This window comes from Sphingobacterium sp. HJSM2_6 (genome assembly GCF_049316305.1).
Lineage (GTDB): Bacteria > Bacteroidota > Bacteroidia > Sphingobacteriales > Sphingobacteriaceae > Sphingobacterium.
The window spans coordinates 52,513-73,532 of record NZ_JBMOXB010000017.1 but is presented as its reverse complement, the minus strand read 5'-3'; the positions used below and the strand labels follow the sequence as shown (position 1 = coordinate 73,532).

Sequence of the window (21,020 nt, the reverse complement as noted above, 5' to 3'; positions counted from 1 at the left end):
GCGTCTAATATCCGTGTTAGTGAAAATATAATACAGTTCATTTTACAAGGTATAAATACTAAAATATTCACTTATCTTTGCGACTTATTTAAAATAGAATTCAACGTGATTAATGTAAATAATATAAGTGTTTCTTTTGGAGGTACAACCTTATTTTCGGATGTTTCATTTTCCATCAATGAAAACGACAAAATAGCTTTAATGGGGAAAAATGGGGCGGGAAAATCCACCTTATTAAAAATTATTGCTGGAGCAGGAAAACCGACTTCGGGAAATGTATCTGGACCTAAAGACGCAGTCATTGCTTATTTGCCTCAACATTTATTAACTCAAGATAACTTAAGCGTTTTTGAGGAAACGTCTAAAGCTTTTGGAGAAGTATATGAAATGCGTGATGAATTGGAAAGTTTGAATGAACAATTAACCATTCGTACGGATTATGAATCGGACGATTATATGAAATTAATCGAACGGGTATCTGAACTGAGTGAAAAATTTTATTCTATCGAAGAAACAAATTATGATGCGGAAGTAGAAAAAGTGTTGAAAGGCCTTGGTTTTTTACGCAGTGATTTTACTAGACAAACTTCCGAATTTTCTGGTGGATGGCGAATGCGAATTGAATTGGCAAAAATATTATTAAAAAAACCTGATTTAATTTTATTAGATGAGCCTACAAACCATATGGATATCGAAAGTATTCAGTGGTTGGAAGACTTTTTAGTGAATTCCGCGAAAGCGGTAATTGTCATTTCCCATGACCGTGCATTTGTAGATAATATCACCAACAGAACTATTGAGGTGACGATGGGTAGAATTTATGATTATAAAGCTAAATACAGTCATTATTTGGAATTACGCAAGGATCGTCGTTTGCACCAACTGAAAGCTTATGAAGAGCAGCAACGATTTATTGCAGATAACCAAGAATTTATAGATCGTTTTAGAGGGACATATTCCAAAACACTTCAAGTGCAATCCCGGGTCAAGATGTTGGAAAAATTAGAAATTATTGAAATTGATGAGGTAGACAACTCAGCCTTGAAACTTAAATTTCCACCTTCACCACGATCGGGAAACTATCCGGTAACGGTTGAAGACTTATCCAAATCCTATGGAGATCATGTGGTGTTTGAAAAAGCCGCTATGGTTATTGAAAGAGGGGAGAAGGTCGCATTTGTAGGTAAGAATGGAGAAGGTAAATCAACCATGATTAAAGCTATCATGGGGGAAATTGATTTCGAAGGTTCCCTAAAAATAGGCCATAATGCTAAGATTGGCTACTTTGCTCAGAATCAAGCTTCTCTACTCGATGGTGATTTAACCGTGTTTGAAACGATTGATCAAATTGCGGTGGGGGATGTGCGCGTGAAAATTAAGGATTTGCTAGGCGCTTTCATGTTTAGTGGTGAGGATACCTTGAAAAAAGTAAAAGTCCTTTCTGGTGGTGAGAAAACAAGGTTGGCAATGATTAAGCTTTTGCTAGAGCCGGTCAATGTGCTAATCCTGGATGAGCCAACTAACCATTTGGATATGAAAACGAAAGACATCATCAAAGAAGCTTTACAAGATTTTGATGGAACATTGATTTTAGTATCACACGATCGTGATTTTCTAGAAGGGCTAGCACAGAAAGTATTCGAATTTGGAAATAAACGTGTTAGAGAACATTTTGAAGATATTAAAGGATTCTTAGCCTATAAGAAATTGAATAGTTTGAAGGAAATTGAACAATAAAGCATAAAAATTTAAAAAGCTTAACCGCTTGTTTTTTCTCAAGACTTAACTTATTAAAAATTAAACGTTTAATAAGTTAAGTCTTTTTTAATTTCTAATAAAATTATAGAAAAACCTATTTTTTTATTTAAAATAATCTATAAATTTGTTTATCTAACTCCTTTCTAGATACTAACTAACAAGAGTTACAAACCAATACTGACTCGCTCATTTTATGAAAATTGATATTTCTAAAAGCTTCAAGCGTAGTGCTAGAAAAACAGTCTGGTATATTATATTATTTGTTTTCACTTACCTTTTCCTATTAGGATTTTCATTTTTATTGACACTTACTTGCATCTATTTTGGAATAAAATTAATGATCGCCAAAATATTTATTCCCAGTATATTATTTGGCTTAATAATCATTTTATTTGGTTTCAGCATTTGTTATTTTTTATTCAAATTTATTTTTTCGAAACAGGAACGATTGGCAAATTTTTCCTTAGAAATTTCGGAAATTGAAGAACCAAAATTGTTCGAGTTTATTAATAGTGTGGCTGAAGAAGTCGATACCTCGTACCCAACTAAAGTAGTGCTTACCCACGATGTGAACGCCTGCGTTTATTATGAATCATCCTTTTGGAATATATTTCTACCCATCAAGAAAAATTTGCAAATCGGAATTGGGCTGATGAATATCTTAAACCAGCAAGAATTTAAAAGTGTATTAGCTCATGAATTTGGCCATTTTTCGCAGGCTAGTTTACGGACAGGTAATTATGTTTACCAAGTTAATCGAATGCTGTATAACTTTTTGTATAAAAATAATTCCCTTACTGAAATACCTAAAAAACTAAAAAGATTCAATAAATGGATCGCAGCAGGATTGGATTTTTCCTTATTACTGATTGTAGCCATTCAAAAAGTATTGAAATTTCAATACCGGCAAATAAATCTTTCCTATCATGAACTTTCCAGGGAAATGGAATACCATGCAGATGCTATTGCCAGTCAGGTAGCGGGATCAACATCAACCGCGAATGCATTGATGAAAATTCCTTTTGCGGCCCATGGTTTAGAATTAACCATCACCAGTTATGAGAAACTATTAAATCAAAATATTATCAGTGTTAATTTATTTGAGGATCACCTTGCACTGATGAATTACATTGCATTAAGAAATGAATATCCGATCAGTAATGGTTTACCATGTATTAATATATCCAATGTAAATAAGTATAATCGTTCTAAAATTTATTTTGAAAATCCTTGGAATACACATCCAGATTTAAAAAGAAGGGTAGATGCCATCCATAAAGCAGGTGTCAAGACCAGTAATGAACAAGAAAATCCTGCCATTTTATTGTTTGAAAACCCTAAAACACGGCTTGAAAGTTTCAGTGAACTACTTTTTAAACCTTATTTAATTACTGAAAACCCTACTTTATGGCGTACGGAAACTTTTGTAAAGTACTATCAATTACGGATAGAAAAGGATGACCTGAGCCCCATATATCGAGGGTATTTTGATATCTGTAATCCTTACCTAGAAGAAGTGCCCAGTCTGCTTAAAAATGACGCTCCACTACACTTATCCTTACTGTTTTCGGATGAACGGCTTGATACCCTATATGCTTGGAATGGCATGATTACAGATTTAGAAATTTTAGATTCCATCCTGAGTGGTGATATCCAAGTCGACAATTTTACTTACGATCAAAAGCTTTATAAGAAAATAGATATCCCTCCATTAAAAAAGGTAATCATCGCCGAATTGGCAAGAATTGAACGCATTATGAAAGTTCAATTGCAGGATATTTATACATTTTTTTATCAAAAAGCGATATTGTCAGGGCAACAAATTAAAATTAAGACCCTGTATGAAGAGTTTAAATCAAGTCAAGAGACGTATTTGAATGACTTTGATTTATATCGAAACATGATGAAACAACTGGAAGTATATCAAGTTGATTTTGAGAAGCAAACTGATTTGACAAGTTTGGCTGCATTAAAAAAAACAGAACAACTTTTTAAACAACGATTGAATAGATTATTTCAAAAAGAATCTTTAAAACACATGCTTTCTTTGAGTGTACACGAAATTATGGAAAGGTATCTAAACGAAGATATAGCTTACGATCAAGAAGGTTTGAAAGACTTTAATCAGGAGCATGTGAATAAATTGATGACCTGCTTAATTCATTTTAATTCACTCATAGAAACGATCTTTTATCAAAAGAAAAAAGAGTTGTTAGATTTTCAAAGTAATCTGCTCAACAAACTCGCTTAAGTATTTACTGAATAGGCATAAAAAAAGGTAAGTATAATTAAAATTATATACTTACCTCCATCTAATCCTCCAATAAATTATTCCGCTTTGGAATTCAAATTTGTATCTGCAATATCTGTTAATTTTTCATCACAGGCCTTTTCTTCTTTTAGCGTTTTTAACAATATTTTCAACGCCTCTTGGTGACCCAATACCTTAGCAAATGCGGCTATTGTACCGTAAGTTGCAATTTCATAATGTTCCACTTTCTGAGAAGCAGCAATAATACCTGCATCTCGTACAGCACCAACTTCAGTCTCTTCCATGATGCCTTCGCCTTCTTCTAATAATCCGGCCATGGCATCGCATTTTACAGCTTCTGCTTTTACTCCTATAGATTTAAATGCCTCCTCCAGTCGGACAACATGTTCCTTGGTTTCTGCAAGATGCCCAGTTATGGCATTCTTAAGCAGTTTTGAAGTGGCATTTTTCTCCATTTTAGGAAGTGCTTTGACTAAAGCTTTTTCCGCCCAATAAATATCTTTTAGGGCGTCTTCAAATAAATCTTGTAAATTTTTGGCAGCTGCTGCCTTTGGTTTTACTTTCGTTTCTTTTGTTGTTGCCATAATATTCATTTTTTTTGTAACTGAATGAACAACAAAAAGAGCCTGGAAAAGTTTTTTATTTTTTTAAACTTATAAAGAAGGAAAATTGATTCTCCATAAATTTTAGCTATAGCATTTGGAAATTTAGTTTAGCTTTTTTTTCTTTTGCTAAAAATAGACAACTCCGTAGCAATTAATCTAGGCCAAGGCAATAAAGTTTCTTTGATGTACTGTTCACCTTTTGCTTCGCCTAAGAGTTCTGCCATCGTTGAAGCCTGTAATTGCGTATGATTTAAGAAAGATTTATTGGGCTCTGGAGGAGTATGCTTTGATTTTTTTTGTTGTTTCATATTTAGATGAAGTAAATGACAAGTAAAATTCATCGAATCAGGTAATGAATCTTAGCAGATCATATAAACGATGATATAAGCTTAGCGCGTTTGCGTATATAAAGCATAAAAAAAGTGGTAATAAGCAATGAAGCTATTACCACAATTTTAATAAACTTGCAAAAATGGAGTATTATGCAATGCGAACGTTAATCGCATTTAGTCCTTTTTTACCACGCTCAACATCATAAGTAACTTCATCATTTTCTCTGATGTTGTCTCTTAATCCTGTAGAGTGAACGAAGATGTCTTCACCACCATCATTTGGTGTAATAAATCCAAAACCTTTAGTGTTGTTGAAGAATTTTACTTTTCCTTGTTGCATTTTGTATTGTAATTAAATAAAATATTGTAATCAGATTCTAAATCCTATTTGCACGTAACTTTTACGCTTTTTAATGTTATTGCTAAAAGTACGATTAATAGTTTTATGTTGCGAACAACAATGCTATTTTCTGATACTAATATTAAAAACAAAGTAGGAGCTGTAAATGCGAAACTAAAAAGGATGAGTAAACTTATCTGTTTCAGAAATGCGTTGGCAGAGCCTGATAGTTATCAAAGGTAGGATATTTATTTGACATCAAAGATTTCTTTTTTAATAAGTTTCTAAATATTTTTAAAAAGATGCATATTTTATCGAAAATGCACAAAAATTTAAATCAGCTAAATACTGATAAATGATATATTTATTAAATCTATGCGCATTTATTTAAACAATAAACAATGAATCCAACTTAAAGCCGAACCTCAGATTAGAGCCCTTCATGAGCTTGATATTTGGACTGAGTAACAAACAGTTCCTGATAATGATTATCTTAACTGAACACCTCATGCTGCCCTAAAATCTAACGCTATTTACCCCGTACTAATAATATTTAAAGTTCTCTTCATAAAAAACTATAATGATGGTTTCTTATATAGTGAACTTAACCAAAAATACCCAGTAGCTCCACAGATAAGTGATCCGATTAGCACAGCAAATTTAGCCTCTTCAATAAATGCAGGATCACTAAATGATAGCATAGCTATAAAAATGGACATGGTAAATCCAATTCCTCCCAATAAGCCCACACCAATCATATGTTTCCAATTGGCAAATTCAGGTAAATTAGCAACTTTTAATTTGACACAAATAAATGAGGTGAAAAATATGCCAATGGTTTTACCGAAAAATAATCCTAAAATTATTCCTAAGCCTAAGGGCGTAGTTAATCCGGCTATCATTTCTTGATGAATAGTGATATTGGTGTTAACTAATGCAAATAAAGGAATTATGATAAAATTTACCGGTTTAACCAAAAGATGTTCTAATTTTTCTAATGGAGATTCTTTATCTGTTGCGTTTGTTGGTAAGGTCATGGCCACTAAAACTCCGGCAATGGTAGCATGGATACCCGAATGGTGGATAAAATACCAAATAAATATTCCAGGCAAAATATATGCTAAAATATTCTTCACTCCGAAATAATTAAACGCAATAAGCACCGCCAATATAGCAGCAGCGTACATTAAATAAGTCACATTCAGGTCTGAGGAATAAAATATAGCGATAACAAGTATGGCTAATAAGTCATCGACAATCGCTAATGCTGCTAAAAATATTTTGAGACTGGCTGGAACTTTCTTTCCCAATAAGGTGATAATGGCTAATGCAAAAGCAATATCAGTAGCCATGGGAATTCCCCAACCATGATGTGTAGGCTCGTTTAAATTGATAAAAGCATAAATAATTGCTGGAACAATGGCGCCACCAATAGCGGCGATGATGGGTAATGCTGCTTTTTTAGGCGATGATAATTCACCTTCTACCAATTCTCTTTTAATTTCAAGTCCTACCAATAGGAAAAAGATAGCCATTAGACCATCATCAATCCATTGTTTAAAACTATATTTTAAATGAATAGACTCATGCTCATAGCCTAAGCTGGTTTTTAATAATTGATTGAAACCTTCCGCAAGTGGACTGTTTGCAATAAGAAGTGAAATGATAACACAAACGAAAAGTAAAATTCCTCCAGAGGTATTTGAGGACAAAAATTTCTTGAAAACTGTCAAATTAATCAGTTTATTCATAGTCTTGAAGTAGTAGCAGTATAAATTATCAATATCCTAGTGAGTAGGTAAAGATAGCAAATTAGGGCCAAAAATGGAATTTTTCAGGCATTTAGCCTTAGGTAAACGATGGAAATTTAATTCCTTATTTAAGAAAATTAGGATGGGCGCTCTTGCCCATCCTTGTTGGAATTAATTCTTATAGCTAAACCATTTAATTAGCTCTTTTATACTTGCTTTTTTACCATACATCAATATACCGACTCGGTATATTCTAGCAGCAAACCAAGTCGTTATTAAGAAACCTGCTACTAATAATGAAAAGGAGAGCGCGATTTGCCATATAGGTACCCCAAAAGGTATTCTAACTAACATCGCAATGGGTGAGGTTAATGGGATAAAACTTAACCAGGTGGCTATACTTCCGTGTGGATCATTGATGAGCACGCCAAAGGATAGGACATAAGCCAACAGCAGTGGCGTGGTAATCGGCATGGTAAATTGATTGGCTTCAGTCTCATTATCTACCGCGGAGCCTACTGCGGCAAATAAGGCACTATAAAGCATATATCCACCTAAAAAGAATAGAAAGAAACAAATTAAAAGTTGGGGAATATCTACCGCATTGAGCATATTATCCATATTAGTTAACATGGATAGGTTTTCCATTTCTGGATTCGAATTTGCTCCTGCCTGCACTTCCAATTGCTGTTGGACATCCGCTTTATCTAGCAATAGGGAGGTTGCTCCCGTAATTAAAGCAAAACTTAATATAATCCATAAAAGAAATTGAGTGATACCAACTAGTCCTATACCAATAATCTTGCCCATCATTAATTGAAATGGCTTTACGGAGGATATGATAACTTCTACAATTCGACTTGATTTTTCTTCAATTATACCTCGCATAACTTGTGCACCGTAAAGAAATAAGGACAAGTAAATCAAGATGGATAAGGCAATCGCTATGCCCATAGCAATCCTTGTATCGCTATCTTTTGCCTCACCGGTATCGGTAATTTCTTTCGCGGCTATACTCACCGTCGTGTTTATGTTTTTAATCTTGTCCGGATCGATATTCAATTGTTTGTATTCATGGTTTAATACAATAGCTTCCAATTGCGATTGGATTTCATCTTGAATACCGATGTTGGGCTTTCCCGAAGAAAGAAACTCTATTTTTTTGCTTACTAAAAAATCAGCTGGTATAAGCAATAGGCTTGTTTTTTCGGCAGACTCCTTGACCGTTTGCAACTGTGCTGCGAGTTCATCATTGGATTGGGTAAAGGTGATCGTTTTATTGTTTTTTAATAAACCACCTATCGCCTTACTGTCATCAAGTACATAGACTATGGCATGGTTATCTTCAAAACTTTTTTTCGTTAAGAAATAGACGCCCACATACATACCTATAAAAAACAGCGGGACTAAAAATGTGGTTAGTAAAAAGGATTTCTTTTTAACCCTACTTAAATATTCTCTTTGAATAATTAACAATATCTTATTCATTATTACGTAATTATAGTATTAAAATTTATGGGTTACCTTATCTATGAATATATCATTCATGGAAGGAATGATTTCAAATATTTGTTGTATTTCCATTTGTGGCAACAACTCATACAACACATCATTTAAGGTAAATTCGGGGTTAATCTTTAGGGTTATACTCGCTGAATGTTCCTGCACCTGTTTAATAATTTCCCATTTTGGAGAAGTTAAGTGGAGTGCTTGATCGGAAGCAGTCGATTGATATTCGATGGTATATGTTTGATTTTTATATTGATTTTTAATACTCTTAACAGATCCTTCTAAAATTAATTTAGCATTATTAATGAGTACAATATAATCACAGAGCGCTTCTACAGATTCCATACGATGCGTGGAATAAATGATAGTCGCCCCTTTACGGTTTAGTTCTAAAATTTCATCTTGAATGATTTGGGCATTTACAGGATCAAAACCAGAGAAGGGTTCGTCTAAGATAATTAATTCAGGTTCATGGATGACTGTAGCGACAAACTGCACCTTTTGTTGCATGCCTTTACTCAGGTCTTCCACTTTTTTATCCCACCAGGATTCTATCTGCAGTTTTTCAAACCAATATTTAAGCTTTTCTTTGGCACTTTGCTTGGAAATCCCTTTCAATTGCGCCAAATAAATCATCTGTTCGCCAATTTGCATTTTCTTATACAATCCTCGCTCTTCTGGAAGATATCCTATTTTAGCAATGTGCTTTGGAGATAATAATTCACCATTAAAATAAATTTCACCAGCATCTGGGGCTGTAATTTGGTTGATAATTCGAATCAAGGAGGTTTTACCTGCTCCATTAGGCCCTAATAATCCAACAATTTTTCCTTTTGGAATCTGAAAAGAGACATTATCTAAGGCCTGATGATTAGCATATTTTTTCACAATGTTTCTTATATCGAGCATAGAGAGAATAATTAATGTTCTTGTAAATAATATTTCGACTAGCGGTGTTCCGCTAATGGACTAATATCAATAAAATTTTGGATAACCGCTTAAAAAATTAATTTATCGTAACTTTGCCCTCATGATTATAAAACAGGCAGAATTTGTAAGTAGCAACACGGAAGTAAGTAAATTACCTTTGGCAGATAAACCAGAATATGCTTTTATCGGCCGATCTAATGTTGGTAAATCTTCATTGATTAATGCCATCACGGGAAGGAAAACCTTAGCCAAGACTTCACAAAAGCCTGGAAAGACGCAACTTATCAATCATTTTATAATCAATACGAATTGGTATTTAGTTGATTTACCGGGATATGGTTTTGCCCAAACATCCAAAAAAAATAGGATAGAATGGGAAAAATTTATTCGGGCATATTTGAGAAAACGGGAAAATTTGCAATGCGTATTTGTGTTGATTGATAGTCGACATGAACCTCAAAAAATAGACTTGGAGTTCTGTTGTTGGTTAGGAGAGGAGCAAATACCATTTCAATTGCTGTTTACTAAAGCAGACAAACACTCGATGGTTAAGTCTGATCAGCATATAGCCAAGTTTCGTAAGGCTTTAAAAGTATGGTTTGAAGAGATTCCACCGATTATATTAACCTCATCTGAGACCAAATTAGGTTGTGAAAAGGTGCTTCAACACATTGATGAAATTAACCAAAACTTTATTTCTCCCATCGTATAATACATGAAGAAGTACATGTCACTAGTGCTTTTTGCACATAGTATTTTTGCTTTACCATTTGCCATTATCGGATTTTTTCTTGCTGTAAATTCTACGGATTATCAATTTGAATGGAAGCTGTTTTTATTGATGCTCTTATGTATGGTTACGGCAAGGAATGCAGCCATGGCTTTCAACCGATATCTGGATAGAGATATTGATGCCATTAATCCAAGGACAGCCATACGCGATATTCCAGCAGGACGAATATCAGCGCAACAGGCCTTATTATTTACCGTGCTGAATAGTGTGATTTTTATGGTCGCCTGTTATTTCATTAATAGCATGTGTTTAATGCTTTCACCAGTTGCTTTATTTGTCATCTTGTTTTATTCACACATGAAGCGCATCTCTCCGCTTTGCCATTTGGTATTAGGACTTGGCTTAGGCTTGGCCCCTGTGGGAGCTTATCTGGCAGTTACTGGTTATTTTTCTGCAGTTCCCGTTTTTTATGGATTAGCCGTATTAACCTGGGTAAGTGGATTTGATATTATCTACGCCCTTCAAGATGAGGAATTCGACCGTGCTAATGGTTTAAAATCAATCCCCGCTAATTTTGGAGCTGTAAAAGCGCTCAAGATTTCGGAAGTCTTACACCTGGTATCTTTTATATTCGTATTGTTACCAATTTGGTTTATGCCAACAGGTTTGTTTTATTATATAGGATTAACATGTTATGCTTTATTACTGCTATATCAACATAGAATTGTGAGTCCTACGGATTTAACTCGTGTGAATAGAGCCTTTATGACCACGAATGGGGTCGCATCTGTGGTTTTTGCCTTGTTTTATTTATTGGATATTCTGATAAAAATCTAAGGCTTATACCTTGCCTTTTTAAGCGTATAGCGAAAAAATAATTTGCATTACATTTTGAAATCGTTTTCTTTGCAAAAATCAAAATAATAAATGGCGAAAAATTTATTGATAGTTGAGTCCCCGGCAAAAGCCAAAACCATAGAAGGATATTTAGGAAAAGATTTTTTAGTGAAATCAAGTTATGGCCACATCAGAGATCTGGTGAAAACTGATGATGCCATCGATACAGAAAATAAATTTACCCAAAAGTATGAAGTACCTTCGGATAAGAAGGCCGTTGTCTCTGAATTAAAAAAACTAGCAAAAGCAGCAGAAACTGTATGGTTAGCGTCCGATGAGGACCGAGAAGGAGAAGCTATATCTTGGCATTTATTTGAAACCTTAGGCTTAAAGGAAGAAAACACCAAACGAATAGTATTTCATGAAATTACCAAACCAGCTATTCTAAAAGCTATTGATTCGCCACGTAAAATTGATTATAATCTAGTTAATGCGCAACAAGCGCGTCGGGTATTGGACCGTTTAGTGGGTTTTGAATTATCACCTGTATTATGGAAAAAGGTTAAACCTTCTCTATCTGCAGGACGTGTTCAATCTGTTGCTGTTCGTTTAATTGTAGAAAGAGAACGTGACATCAATAAATTTCTTGCAGAAGCAGCCTTTAAAGTGGTTGCATTATTTTCAACTGGAAAAGGGAAAGAACAGGTTAAAGCGGAATTACCAAAGCGTTTTTCTTCTTTAGCAGAGGCTGAAATATTTTTAAAGGATTGTGCAAAGGCCATTTTTGAGATTAAATCTTTAGAAACTAAACCTTCAAAAAGATCTCCTGCGGCACCTTTCACCACATCTACCTTACAACAGGAAGCGAGTCGTAAACTTGGCTTTTCTGTCGCAAGAACCATGCAAGTTGCACAGCGATTATATGAGGCAGGACGAATTACCTATATGCGTACCGACTCTGTAAACTTATCGGACACTGCATTACAAGCCGCAGAATCAGAAATTCTTCAAGCATTTGGAGACAAGTACCATAAATTACGTCAGTTCCGTACAAAGAGCGCTGGTGCCCAAGAAGCACACGAAGCTATTCGCCCAACATATTTTTCAGAACATCGTATAGAAGGAGACAATTCCGAAAAACGTTTGTATGAATTGATTTGGAAACGGGCTATTGCGTCGCAAATGAGTGAAGCTGAGTTTGAAAAAACGGTCGCTAATATAGATATCAATACACGCTCAGAAGATTTTATTGCTACTGGAGAAGTCATGAAATTTGATGGTTTTCTTAAAGTATATATGGAATCGACAGATGAGGATCAGGATGATTTGGACGATGAAAACACAGGAAATTCTTTATTACCGCCATTAACCAAAGGACAGTTATTGACTGTAAAATCTATCCAAGCTACGGAAAGATTCTCAAGACCTCCAGCGCGATATACTGAAGCTTCCTTAGTTAAGAAACTGGAAGAGTTAGGGATAGGTAGACCTTCTACCTATGCGCCAACAATCTCTACGATACAAAATAGGGGCTACGTAGTGAAGGAAGATCGGGATGGAAAGGAACGTATATACCAACAATTGACCTTAACGAATGGAGAAATCCTACAAATAAGCAAATCTGAAATTACAGGTGCTGAACGTAGTAAATTATTCCCTACTGATATTGGTGTGTTAGTGAATGATTTCTTAGTTCAGCATTTCAAAGGAATTATTGACTATCATTTTACAGCGAAGGTTGAAAAAGAATTTGATGAAATAGCACAGGGAATGAAGGAATGGACAGAAATGCTCAGCTCTTTCTATGGGCCATTTCATGCTGAAGTTCAAGATACCTTAGATAATGCGGATCGTGCATCGCATGAACGTGAGTTAGGTGTACACCCTGAAAGTGGAAAACCAATTTCTGTCCGTGTAGGACGTTTTGGTCCACTGGTACAAATAGGTGCTGCAGACGATGAGGAAAAACCTCAATTTGCCTCCTTGAGAAAAGGGCAAATGATCGAAACCATTACCTTAGAAGAAGCTTTGGAATTATTTAAACTTCCTAAGAAGATTGGGGAGTTTGAGGAGAAAGAAATGACGGTTGCCATTGGTCGTTTTGGCCCTTATATCCGTCACAATAGCAGTTTTTATTCCTTACCAAAAGGGGTAGATCCATTGGATGTTGAATCTGATCAAGCTATAGAAATCATAAAAGAAAAACGTCAAAAGGATATTGAGAAGATTATTCGTGTGTTTGATGAAAATCCAGAGGCTAAAATAGAAAATGGCCGATGGGGACCTTTTGTTCGTTTTGGTAAGCAAAACCTAAAAATACCCAAAGGAACTGAAGTAGAAAGCATTAGCTATGAGGATGTTTTGAAATGGGCAGAAGCGGATAGTAAATCCACTCCAGCTAAAAAAGGTAGAGCAACAAAAGCTAAAAAGTAATCGTATAAATGAAAAAGGATTTGCCTTTAAATATCGTTGAGGATGTATCCATTGCCATTGTTTTGGAAGGTGAAACACCCGTAAATAAAGTTTGGAATGTATACTTAATCAACGAAAAACCTCATCCTCTTAAACATGTATTAGTGACTTCAAAAGGCTATGGTGAAAAGGATGGGAAACAAGTAAAAACTTCCATGTTAAGACATTTTATAGGTGATATGGAACCTTTCAGTATACAGAAAATTGAAGCCATCGATGTACAAGTCTTCGGATTAACCAATGAATATTGGTTGAGTTTCTATATCGATGAAACCATATTTGATAAAAAATATATTTTTCTTCCGGAAAGTATCGTTGACGAAAACCTAATTAAAGTACCATTAGTTAATAAACCAGGTGTCATGATAGGAGGGACGAACTAATGGGCGCAAAAAACATTGTGATTGCTATAGATGGCTTTTCCTCTTGCGGAAAAAGCACGGTTGCTAAAGCATTGGCTAAAAAACTAAACTATGTTTTTGTAGATAGTGGTGCGATGTATAGAGCCGTTACACTCTATTTTTTACGAAATCAAATTGCCTTGGATGATGATCAAGCCATTGCAGAAGCTTTAGAGCATATTCACATAGATTTTATTCCAAATACGGATAAAACACAAATCTTACTTAACAATGAGGATGTGTCAGACGCCATCAGAACGATGGAAATATCTGAACAAGTTAGTGAAGTGAGCGCTGTTAAAGCTGTACGTACCGCGATGGTTAAACAACAACAGCAACTCGGGAAAAAACGCAATATAGTGATGGATGGCCGTGATATTGGCACTACGGTATTTCCGAAAGCAGATTTAAAAATATTTATGACTGCTAGTCCGCAAATCCGTGCAGAAAGAAGATACGCTGAGCTGACTGCCAAAGGTGAAAATGTAACTATGGAAGAAGTGCGTGAGAATCTAGCGCATCGGGATCATATCGATAGTACACGTGTGGAAAGCCCATTGCGACAAGCGGAAGATGCTATTGTTTTAGACAATAGTGATTTAAATCAAGAACAACAATTGTTATATGTGGAGCAATTAATCCAAGAACGATTAGCTCCATAGTACCGCATACCTACAAATAAAAAGACCTCCATTGGAGGTCTTTTTATTTTACTTTAAATTATTGATTTCTTGTTGCTCCCTAAGTTTTTCTACATTATTTGCAGAACCGAATTCATCGGTTTTCTCTTGGAATGCATTCAATATTTCTACTATGGCTGCTGAGTTATCTGCCGTACGTTGATAAATTTCCGGAATCTTCGACTCGATGTTTTTGTCGCCTAATTCGATATTATCAATTTCTACTTTAGCAATTTTCTCTAATACTGCTTGCTGACTGTGTCTAATGTCCTCTAATTCTCTGGATATCTTTTCCATGAGATCAAATTTCTTTAATTTATCCATAAAATATTATCATTAGTAACTAGACCTATAACGAATAAGTAATAAAAATGTTTTAATTACTTATTCGTTTAAAATCCATTACTGCAATGAATATGGATAATTTAGCGTGCAATTAGGCCAATGTACGACCTGGATAAGCTATTAATGCCTTTTCCAAACAAATTAATGCTTTCTTAAGATCTTCCTGATTCAATACATAGGCAAGTCGAACCTGATTGGTCCCAACTTGAGGGCTCGAATAAAAGCCTGTAGCAGGAGCCATCATAACCGTTTCCTGTTGATAATCAAATTCTTCCAACATCCATTGGCAGAATTTATCTGCATTATCGATAGGCAATTGAGCCACTACATAAAAAGCACCTCCAGGAACAGGACAAAAAACACCTTCCATGCTATTTAGCCCTTGCACTAAGGTATCTCTTCTAGCCGTATATTCTTTAGACACGGCCTCAAAGTAACTATCTGGCGTATCAACAGCAGCTTCACCTGCAATCTGTCCCTCTAATGAAGGACTTAGACGCGCTTGTGCAAACTTTAACGCCGTTTGGTACAATTCCTTGTTTTTCGTGATGATACAACCTATACGCGCTCCACAAGCGGAATAACGTTTAGATACCGTATCTAATACCACGACATGCTCCTCTAGACCTTCCAAATGCATAGGCGAAATAAATTCGCGACCATCATAACAAAACTCGCGATATGCTTCATCCGAGAATAAATATAAATCGTATTTCAAGCATAAGACCCTCAACGCTTCCATTTCTTCTCTAGAATACAAATATCCAGTAGGATTATTGGGGTTACAAATAGCTATAGCCTTTGTTTTCTCGGTAATTACTTTTTCAAATTCTGCAATAGAAGGTAAAGCAAAACCATTTTCAATATAAGACATGATAGGTTTTATCACGATATCTGAAGAACACGCAAATCCATTATAATTAGCATAAAACGGTTCTGGAATGATAACCTCTTCACCTGGATTTATACAAGCCTGCATGGCAATGGTAATAGCTTCTGATCCACCATTTGTCACTAAAATATCGGATGCTTCAATTTGGTAATTTAGTTTATTGTAATATTCCACTAATTTATTTCGATAAGAAGCAGTACCCTCCGAAGGCGTATATGCCCATACTTTAAAATCGATGTTTTTAAGGGCGTTTAACATCACTTCCGGCGTTTCAATATCTGGCTGCCCAATATTAAGATGATAGATTTTCTTACCTTCTTTTTTAGCAGCATCAGCAAATGGCGTTAATTTTCTGATCGGTGAAGCAGGCATCGCAGTGCCCTTATTTGAAATCGTTGGCATTATAAATAATTTACATTTTTAGTACAGCAAAATTACGGATAATATATAGCAAAGCAAAAAACGATCAGCATAAGAAAAGGCTATTCTTCATCAGAATAGCCTTTTTTATACTTCATATCATCTATTTAAAATATAGATGAGCATCTTTTCGTAGTAATTACTCCACTATACCTTTGATTGTTAAGGTTTTAACCGGAGTTTTTGTGTTAGATTTTACGATAAATGATTTCGTAAAAGGACCAGCGGTAGCTGCATTAAAAGTCACTTTAATAGAACCTGTATCGCCTGGTTTTACTGGCGTTTTAGTGAACTCAGCCACTGAACATCCGCAAGTAGGTTGAACCTCTGAAATGATAATAGGCTCATCACCAGCGTTGGTAAATTTATACTCATAGGTAGCTGGTTTATTCAAAGGAATTTTACCAAAATCATGTGTTTCCTTTTCAAACTTAAACTCAGCAGTCAATACAGTCATTGCTGTCAAACTAATAAAAGCAATAAGTACCGCACATATACTTGTAATTTTTTTCATTGTTTCGTTGTTTATGTAAAACATCTAATCAAATCTAAGACCATTTTTCCAACTTCTTATCAAATTAGCCTTAGAAAAATCTTAATCACACAAGATTTTTACAATAAATTTTAAATGATGCCTTCCTTGAGGATATCCTGAATATGAATAATTCCAGCATAATTTCCTTCATTAATCACCACCAATTGAGAAATACTATTTTGCCTCATCACATGTAATGCATTGACAGCTAGTTCCGAACGCTCAATTAATTTAGGATGAGCAGACATGATATCCTTCGCCTGAAGTTTACTTACATCCTCATACTTCTCCAACATCCGCCGAATATCTCCATCGGTAATAATTCCTAAAATATGTTGCTCATCAATGACCACCGTGGCGCCTAATCTAAACGTAGTAATACTAATTAGGACATCCCGAATACCTGTATGCGGCGTAACCAATGGTAAACCATGGTTATCGGATAAATCCCCAACACGCAGGTAAAGCTGTTTACCCAAAGCACCGCCGGGATGATATTTCGCAAAATCTTGATCCGAAAATTGTCGTACCGATTGAAGACATACAGCCAAGGCATCGCCCATCGCCAATTGTACGGTAGTACTTGTGGTAGGAGCCAAATTATTCGGACATGCTTCCCGCGTAATGGTTGTATCCAAAATATAATCGGCCTGTTCCGCTAAGTAAGAATTTGTATTTCCAACAATAGCCACCAAGGTGTTATTGGTCTGTTTTAAAAAGGGTACAAGAACTTTTATTTCAGGTGTATTTCCGCTTTTTGAGATCGCAATAATGAGATCATTTTTCTGAATTACCCCTAAATCACCATGAATTGCATCAGCAGCATGCATAAAAATAGCCGGTGTTCCTGTAGAATTTAAAGTTGCAACAATTTTTTGAGCGATGATTGCGCTCTTCCCAATTCCCGTAATAATAACTCTACCATTCAGATTTACAATGGCTTGCACCACCATAACAAAATCATCACTTAATCTTTCGGATAGGGCAAGTACATTTTCAGCTTCTAATTCGAATGTTTCCTTTGCGAGCTTTTTAATATCGATGTTGTTTTTCACGTTATCTTTGTGTAATTTTATTTATAATTATTTAAAAACATACAGTACAAAAATACATTTTTTAACACGTAATCTTTCTACGGTTAACATATCTATTTATTTGCATAGTCAATGGAAATAGAAAAATCACTATTCGATAATCTACAAGATTTCTTTGGATTTGATAATTTTAAGGGAGACCAAGAAGCTATCATCACCAACATTTTAAACAAAAAAGACACTTTCGTGATCATGCCGACAGGCGGAGGTAAGTCGATATGTTACCAACTTCCAGCAATGATGAGTGAAGGTACAGCTATCGTCATATCTCCATTAATCGCTTTGATGAAAAATCAGGTCGATCAATTACGAGCATTCGGTGGAAGAGATAGCATTGCACATTTCTTAAATTCATCCCTCACTAAAAGCGATATTATTCGCGTTAAAGAGGATGTATCCAAAGGAAAAACAAAACTGCTCTATGTCGCTCCCGAGTCCTTAGCAAAGGAAGAAAATGTCAATTTCTTACGCAGTATCACAGTCTCCTTTGTGGCTGTAGATGAGGCACATTGTATCTCTGAATGGGGCCATGATTTTCGTCCTGAATACAGGAAAATCAGGCAAGTCATCAACGATATTGGCGATAATATTCCAATCATAGCACTTACAGCTACCGCTACACCAAAAGTACAATCAGATATCCGCAAGAATTTGCAGATGACAAATGCGACCTTATTTAAATCTTCGTTTAACAGAACGAATTTATATTATGAGGTTCGTCCAAAGCAAGATGTCATTAAAGAAATTGTTCGCTTCATCAAAAGTAATTCGGGTAAAGCAGGTATAGTATACTGCTTAAGCCGTAAAAAGGTAGAAGAAATCGCGGAAGTATTGAGCATCAATGGCATCAAATCGTTGCCCTATCATGCAGGCTTAGATGCAAAAACTCGTGCCGATACTCAAGACAAGTTCTTGATGGAGGAAATTGAGGTCATTGTCGCTACCATTGCCTTTGGTATGGGTATCGATAAACCCGATGTACGCTATGTGATTCACCATGATATCCCGAAATCTATGGAAGGATATTATCAAGAAACTGGACGTGCTGGTCGAGACGGAGGGGAAGGCTATTGCCTAGCATTCTATTCGGAAAAAGATGTTGAAAAACTAACCAAATTCATGAAGGATAAACCTGTTTCTGAAAAAGAAATAGGAACCCAAATATTAAAGGAGGTTATAGACTATTCTGAATCCGCTGTTTGTAGAAGAAAACAAATCCTTCATTATTTCGGTGAAAAATTTGACGATACAGGCTGTAACAGTATGTGCGACAATTGTCGTTCCAGCAAAACATTTTTCGAAGCAGAAGCTCATTTACTGAAAGTGCTTAATTTCATCAAGGAGGAAGGAAATAATTTTGATGACCAACACATCATCAATGTTATGATCGGTCAGAATAACCAACCTATTTCATCTTATAAGCATGATGTTCATCCATTGTTTGGCTCCGGAAAAGATTTAGGAATTAATTATTGGAATTCCCTAATTAGGCAAGCAGAATTAGCCGATTTCATTAAAAAAGATATCGATCACTATGGTTTGTTGCAACTCACCGAATCGGGTAAAAAATACATCAACAATCCTTACGGCTTACGATTTATCTTAAATAAACCCATGGAAATGGGTAAAGGAGATCAATCCGATGGAGCAGGAGCAATTGCCGGTGCATTGGATACCGAATTGTTGAAGATGCTTAAGGAACTTCGAAAAAAGATTGCTAAGCAAAAATCATTGCCACCATTTGTCATCTTTCAAGACCCTTCTTTAGATGAGATGTGTACCCATTACCCAATAACGGTAGAAGAACTCAAACAGATACAAGGAGTTGGTACAGGAAAAGCCATGAAATTTGGCTCTCCGTTTATCGAATTGATTAAAAAGTATGTAGAAGATAATGAAATAGACAGGCCTCAAGATTTAGTGGTGAAGAGTACCGCCAATAAATCTGCTTTGAAAGTTTCTATCATTCAAAATATTGATCGAAAAATAAGTCTTGAAGATATAGCTTCATCCAAAGGGATTAGCTATGAAGATATGCTTAAAGAAGTGGAATCCATTGTCAATTCAGGTACAAAATTAAACATTGGATATTTTGTGGATGAAATGATTGATCCTGATCGTCAAGATGAGGTCTATGATTATTTTAAAAGTGCCGAAAATGACAGCATTGATAATGCCTTAGCAGAATTGGGTGAAGAAGATTATTCTTTTGAAGACATTCAGTTAATGCGTATAAAATTTATGTCAGAGCTCGGAAATTAATAAGAATTTTATGATTAATACATTTTTGCCGGACATCAAAAACGGCAACTCTAAGGCCTTCTTTTTGATGGCAGGGCCATGTGCAATTGAAGGAGAAGAAATCGCATTACGTATTGCAGAACGAATTGTCCAAATTACGGATAAATATCAAATTCCCTATATATTTAAAGGTTCATACCGCAAGGCAAACCGTTCTCGTGTAGACTCCTTTACAGGCATAGGAGATGAAAAGGCATTAAAAATATTAGAAAAAGTAGGAAAGACTTTCGGTATACCTACTGTTACAGACATCCACGAAAGTCATGAAGCCGCATTAGCTGCTGCCTATGTCGATGTATTGCAAATTCCGGCCTTCTTATGCAGACAAACCGAATTATTAGTTGCAGCTGCGCATACGGGCAAAGTCGTAAACATTAAAAAAGGTCAATTTCTATCTGCAGAATCCATGAAGTTTGCCGTAGATAAAGTAAAAGACTCTGGTAATGAAAAAGTTTTTCTAACCGATAGAGGCAATACCTTTGGTTATCAAGACTTAATTGTTGACTTCCGAGGATTACCGGTAATGAAGTCCTTTCAAGTTCCAACGATCATGGATTGTACCCATTCATTACAACAGCCCAATCAAGTTTCAGGAGTAACAGGAGGGAAGCCTGAACTTATTGAGACTATTGCCAAAGCGGCAATCGCTGTTGGTGCTGACGGCTTGTTTATTGAGACACATCCAGATCCAGCAAATGCGAAATCCGATGGCGCAAATATGCTTCAGCTCGATTTATTAGAAGGCTTACTGGAAAAATTAGTTCGTATTCGGGAAGCTGTTTTATAAGAGCTTTAGGCGATTTAAAAACAAAA

19 protein-coding genes are annotated in these 21,020 nt (G+C 35.5%); 9 read left to right on the top strand and 10 right to left on the bottom strand.

From position 1 onward, the window contains the following. Positions 1 to 105 precede the first annotated feature (105 nt). Positions 106 to 1,737, top strand: a complete 1,632-nt coding sequence (locus ACFRAE_RS14760) for an ABC-F family ATP-binding cassette domain-containing protein (protein WP_422797967.1) — start codon at positions 106 to 108, stop codon at positions 1,735 to 1,737. A 469-nt stretch (positions 1,738 to 2,206) separates the two neighbouring features. Further along, positions 2,207 to 4,009 (top strand): M48 family metallopeptidase, encoded by a 1,803-nt coding sequence (locus ACFRAE_RS14755; protein WP_422797936.1) that lies wholly within the window; start codon positions 2,207 to 2,209, stop codon positions 4,007 to 4,009. Between the two features lie 77 nt (positions 4,010 to 4,086). Here ACFRAE_RS14755 and ACFRAE_RS14750 read toward each other — a convergent pair whose 3' ends face one another. The 6 genes from ACFRAE_RS14750 to ACFRAE_RS14725 form a co-directional block, all read right to left on the bottom strand. Next, positions 4,087 to 4,614 (bottom strand): ferritin-like domain-containing protein, encoded by a 528-nt coding sequence (locus ACFRAE_RS14750; protein WP_422797935.1) that lies wholly within the window; start codon positions 4,612 to 4,614, stop codon positions 4,087 to 4,089. Between the two features lie 128 nt (positions 4,615 to 4,742). Beyond that, on the bottom strand, positions 4,743 to 4,943 hold the full coding sequence (locus ACFRAE_RS14745) for a hypothetical protein (protein WP_422797934.1): 201 nt from the start codon (positions 4,941 to 4,943) through the stop codon (positions 4,743 to 4,745). 172 nt (positions 4,944 to 5,115) lie between these two features. Continuing rightward, on the bottom strand, positions 5,116 to 5,307 hold the full coding sequence (locus ACFRAE_RS14740; RefSeq protein ID WP_422797933.1) for a cold-shock protein: 192 nt from the start codon (positions 5,305 to 5,307) through the stop codon (positions 5,116 to 5,118). A gap of 575 nt (positions 5,308 to 5,882) precedes the next feature. Beyond that, positions 5,883 to 7,058: a Na+/H+ antiporter NhaA gene (gene nhaA / locus ACFRAE_RS14735; protein WP_422797932.1), complete on the bottom strand. Its 1,176-nt coding sequence runs from the start codon at positions 7,056 to 7,058 to the stop codon at positions 5,883 to 5,885. A 171-nt stretch (positions 7,059 to 7,229) separates the two neighbouring features. After that, positions 7,230 to 8,546, bottom strand: a complete 1,317-nt coding sequence (locus ACFRAE_RS14730) for an ABC transporter permease (protein ID WP_422797931.1) — start codon at positions 8,544 to 8,546, stop codon at positions 7,230 to 7,232. Positions 8,547 to 8,564: 18 nt separating this feature from the next. Further along, positions 8,565 to 9,476 carry an ABC transporter ATP-binding protein gene (locus ACFRAE_RS14725; protein ID WP_422797930.1) on the bottom strand — a complete coding sequence of 304 codons (912 nt, stop codon included), beginning with the start codon at positions 9,474 to 9,476 and terminating at the stop codon, positions 8,565 to 8,567. A gap of 121 nt (positions 9,477 to 9,597) precedes the next feature. Here ACFRAE_RS14725 and yihA point away from each other — a divergent pair, with 121 nt between their 5' ends. The 5 genes from yihA (at position 9,598) to cmk (ending at position 14,602) form a co-directional block, all read left to right on the top strand. Then, positions 9,598 to 10,209, top strand: coding sequence for a ribosome biogenesis GTP-binding protein YihA/YsxC (yihA, locus tag ACFRAE_RS14720; protein ID WP_422797929.1), 612 nt, complete (start codon positions 9,598 to 9,600; stop codon positions 10,207 to 10,209). 3 nt (positions 10,210 to 10,212) lie between these two features. After that, on the top strand, positions 10,213 to 11,067 hold the full coding sequence (locus ACFRAE_RS14715; RefSeq protein WP_422797928.1) for a UbiA-like polyprenyltransferase: 855 nt from the start codon (positions 10,213 to 10,215) through the stop codon (positions 11,065 to 11,067). Positions 11,068 to 11,157: 90 nt separating this feature from the next. Beyond that, on the top strand, positions 11,158 to 13,500 hold the full coding sequence (topA, locus tag ACFRAE_RS14710; RefSeq protein WP_422797927.1) for a type I DNA topoisomerase: 2,343 nt from the start codon (positions 11,158 to 11,160) through the stop codon (positions 13,498 to 13,500). An 8-nt stretch (positions 13,501 to 13,508) separates the two neighbouring features. After that, positions 13,509 to 13,922 (top strand): hypothetical protein, encoded by a 414-nt coding sequence (locus ACFRAE_RS14705; protein WP_422797926.1) that lies wholly within the window; start codon positions 13,509 to 13,511, stop codon positions 13,920 to 13,922. Continuing rightward, complete coding sequence (gene cmk, locus ACFRAE_RS14700; RefSeq protein WP_422797925.1) at positions 13,922 to 14,602, top strand: (d)CMP kinase; 681 nt, start codon at positions 13,922 to 13,924, stop codon at positions 14,600 to 14,602. Before ACFRAE_RS14705 ends, cmk begins: the two co-directional genes overlap by 1 nt. Positions 14,603 to 14,650: 48 nt before the next feature. On the opposite strand, the gene ACFRAE_RS14695 is transcribed toward cmk, so the two are convergent. The 4 genes from ACFRAE_RS14695 to ACFRAE_RS14680 form a co-directional block, all read right to left on the bottom strand. Continuing rightward, positions 14,651 to 14,944: a hypothetical protein gene (locus ACFRAE_RS14695; RefSeq protein WP_422797924.1), complete on the bottom strand. Its 294-nt coding sequence runs from the start codon at positions 14,942 to 14,944 to the stop codon at positions 14,651 to 14,653. Between the two features lie 112 nt (positions 14,945 to 15,056). After that, positions 15,057 to 16,259: a pyridoxal phosphate-dependent aminotransferase gene (locus ACFRAE_RS14690; protein ID WP_422797923.1), complete on the bottom strand. Its 1,203-nt coding sequence runs from the start codon at positions 16,257 to 16,259 to the stop codon at positions 15,057 to 15,059. A 157-nt stretch (positions 16,260 to 16,416) separates the two neighbouring features. Continuing rightward, positions 16,417 to 16,791, bottom strand: coding sequence for a DUF1573 domain-containing protein (locus ACFRAE_RS14685; protein WP_422797922.1), 375 nt, complete (start codon positions 16,789 to 16,791; stop codon positions 16,417 to 16,419). A gap of 110 nt (positions 16,792 to 16,901) precedes the next feature. Beyond that, positions 16,902 to 17,867 (bottom strand): KpsF/GutQ family sugar-phosphate isomerase, encoded by a 966-nt coding sequence (locus tag ACFRAE_RS14680; RefSeq protein ID WP_422797921.1) that lies wholly within the window; start codon positions 17,865 to 17,867, stop codon positions 16,902 to 16,904. Positions 17,868 to 17,978: 111 nt separating this feature from the next. Here ACFRAE_RS14680 and recQ point away from each other — a divergent pair, with 111 nt between their 5' ends. After that, complete coding sequence (gene recQ / locus ACFRAE_RS14675; protein ID WP_422797920.1) at positions 17,979 to 20,168, top strand: DNA helicase RecQ; 2,190 nt, start codon at positions 17,979 to 17,981, stop codon at positions 20,166 to 20,168. A 10-nt stretch (positions 20,169 to 20,178) separates the two neighbouring features. After that, positions 20,179 to 20,994 carry a 3-deoxy-8-phosphooctulonate synthase gene (gene kdsA, locus ACFRAE_RS14670; protein ID WP_422797919.1) on the top strand — a complete coding sequence of 272 codons (816 nt, stop codon included), beginning with the start codon at positions 20,179 to 20,181 and terminating at the stop codon, positions 20,992 to 20,994. Positions 20,995 to 21,020: the final 26 nt, after the last annotated feature.

Bases quoted from the DNA above. Each gene is read 5' to 3' on its own strand.
- ACFRAE_RS14695 (WP_422797924.1), bottom strand. From the start codon at position 14,944: ATGGATAAATTAAAGAAATTTGATCTCATGGAAAAGATATCCAGAGAA.
- recQ (WP_422797920.1), top strand. From the start codon at position 17,979: ATGGAAATAGAAAAATCACTATTCGATAATCTACAAGATTTCTTTGGA.
- ACFRAE_RS14740 (WP_422797933.1), bottom strand. From the start codon at position 5,307: ATGCAACAAGGAAAAGTAAAATTCTTCAACAACACTAAAGGTTTTGGA.
- yihA (WP_422797929.1), top strand. From the start codon at position 9,598: ATGATTATAAAACAGGCAGAATTTGTAAGTAGCAACACGGAAGTAAGT.
- ACFRAE_RS14745 (WP_422797934.1), bottom strand. From the start codon at position 4,943: ATGAAACAACAAAAAAAATCAAAGCATACTCCTCCAGAGCCCAATAAA.
- ACFRAE_RS14730 (WP_422797931.1), bottom strand. From the start codon at position 8,546: ATGAATAAGATATTGTTAATTATTCAAAGAGAATATTTAAGTAGGGTT.
- kdsA (WP_422797919.1), top strand. From the start codon at position 20,179: ATGATTAATACATTTTTGCCGGACATCAAAAACGGCAACTCTAAGGCC.
- ACFRAE_RS14750 (WP_422797935.1), bottom strand. From the start codon at position 4,614: ATGGCAACAACAAAAGAAACGAAAGTAAAACCAAAGGCAGCAGCTGCC.
- ACFRAE_RS14705 (WP_422797926.1), top strand. From the start codon at position 13,509: ATGAAAAAGGATTTGCCTTTAAATATCGTTGAGGATGTATCCATTGCC.
- topA (WP_422797927.1), top strand. From the start codon at position 11,158: ATGGCGAAAAATTTATTGATAGTTGAGTCCCCGGCAAAAGCCAAAACC.
- ACFRAE_RS14690 (WP_422797923.1), bottom strand. From the start codon at position 16,259: ATGCCAACGATTTCAAATAAGGGCACTGCGATGCCTGCTTCACCGATC.
- ACFRAE_RS14725 (WP_422797930.1), bottom strand. From the start codon at position 9,476: ATGCTCGATATAAGAAACATTGTGAAAAAATATGCTAATCATCAGGCC.
- ACFRAE_RS14685 (WP_422797922.1), bottom strand. From the start codon at position 16,791: ATGAAAAAAATTACAAGTATATGTGCGGTACTTATTGCTTTTATTAGT.
- ACFRAE_RS14715 (WP_422797928.1), top strand. From the start codon at position 10,213: ATGAAGAAGTACATGTCACTAGTGCTTTTTGCACATAGTATTTTTGCT.
- cmk (WP_422797925.1), top strand. From the start codon at position 13,922: ATGGGCGCAAAAAACATTGTGATTGCTATAGATGGCTTTTCCTCTTGC.
- nhaA (WP_422797932.1), bottom strand. From the start codon at position 7,058: ATGAATAAACTGATTAATTTGACAGTTTTCAAGAAATTTTTGTCCTCA.